Here is a 1270-nt window from a genome sequence, read left to right as displayed (position 1 = left end):
ACCGTCAGTAAAACGCGATTTTGTAGTCAATGCGGGGCAAAAGTAGCGGCAACCGATCGCTTTTGTAGTAGCTGTGGTCATCAGTTACAGTAATAAAACCTGTTTAGCTAAATCTATAACTCCTTTTCGGGCAAAATTTTGTTTATATTAATGGACTGGGGCGGTGAGCGACCATCTAGATTGTAATATCAAGCCGTCCTAAAAAGACGGGGTTTCAGAGCCAATTTTTCGATGAACGATCAACGAGATATTAACAAACTCAACGCTGACTCTGTAGTGTCAGTGCGAGGAAGCATCATTGATGTCTATTTTTCCCAAAGGCTGCCAGAACTTCATAGCCAACTTCAGGCCGGAGAAGATGGCAGTGTAGCGATGGAAGTTGTGGCCCATCTTAACTCCCAACTGGTACTGGCCATTTCACTGAAGCCAACAGCCGGTTTAGCTCGCGGTTCTCCAGTCATCGATACGGGTCATCCCCTGCGAGTTCCAGTGGACGAGAGGTTGCTCGGCAGGATGTTGAATATATTTGGGGAAACAATTGACGGACAAGAACAGATAGCTGAGGGAGAATGGCGTTCAATTTATGCAAATCCGACTCCCCTGTACGAGCGAACCACTAGCTCGGAGATTCTCAAAACCGGCATTAAAGCCATAGACGTGCTTGTCCCGTTGGAACGGGGGGGGAAAGCAGGATTATTTGGCGGAGCGGGTGTTGGTAAGACGGTTTTGATTACCGAAATGATTCATAACATCGTCAAGCAAGATCAGGGAATTAGTATCTTCTGTGGAATTGGGGAGCGATGTCGAGAAGCCCTAGATTTATACCTGAACTTCCCCAATACATATATACCACAATAGCTGAAAACCCTTATCCATCAATGGATGCACCCCCTTAACTTTTCTTAATATACCCATGTAATTTGTAACATTTCTTAATGGACAAGAATTCTCTCCCTTTGCTAGAATGATAGCCATGTATATAGAAAAAGTTCCTAACCGTAATTCTCCTCCCGCCGTTCTTCTTCGGGAGTCCTACCGAGAAGGAGATCAAGTCAAAAAAAGAACCCTGGCCAATCTCTCAAAATTACCCGATGATATTATCGACAATTTGAAACTGGCTCTTAAAGGGGCAACACTGTCCATGACTGAAGGCATTCCCAATCATTTTGAAGTGATTAGAAGTCTTCCTCATGGTCATGTGATGGCTATTTTAGAGACGATTAAAAAATTAGGTTTAGATAAAATAATCAGTGAAAAATCCTCACGAATC

General features: G+C 43.6%; 3 protein-coding genes. All 3 read left to right on the top strand.

Going from position 1 to position 1270, the window contains the following annotated elements; genetic code table 11:
• The coding region (locus O9323_RS02400; protein WP_288124639.1) for a zinc-ribbon domain-containing protein at nucleotides 1–93 on the top strand (93 nt) is incomplete at its 5' end.
• Nucleotides 94–231: 138 nt separating this feature from the next.
• Entirely contained in the window at nucleotides 232–858 is a 627-nt protein-coding gene (locus tag O9323_RS02395; RefSeq protein WP_002756525.1) for a F0F1 ATP synthase subunit beta, read from the top strand.
• 115 nt (nucleotides 859–973) lie between these two features.
• Nucleotides 974–1270: IS1634 family transposase N-terminal domain-related protein (locus O9323_RS02390; protein ID WP_502846417.1), on the top strand; the 297-nt coding region annotated here is incomplete at its 3' end.

Source organism: Microcystis sp. LE19-131.1A (assembly GCF_027532015.1).
Lineage (GTDB): Bacteria > Cyanobacteriota > Cyanobacteriia > Cyanobacteriales > Microcystaceae > Microcystis > Microcystis ichthyoblabe_A.
The sequence above is the reverse complement of the archived record's forward strand: the minus strand, read 5'-3'. Positions and strand labels throughout refer to the sequence as shown.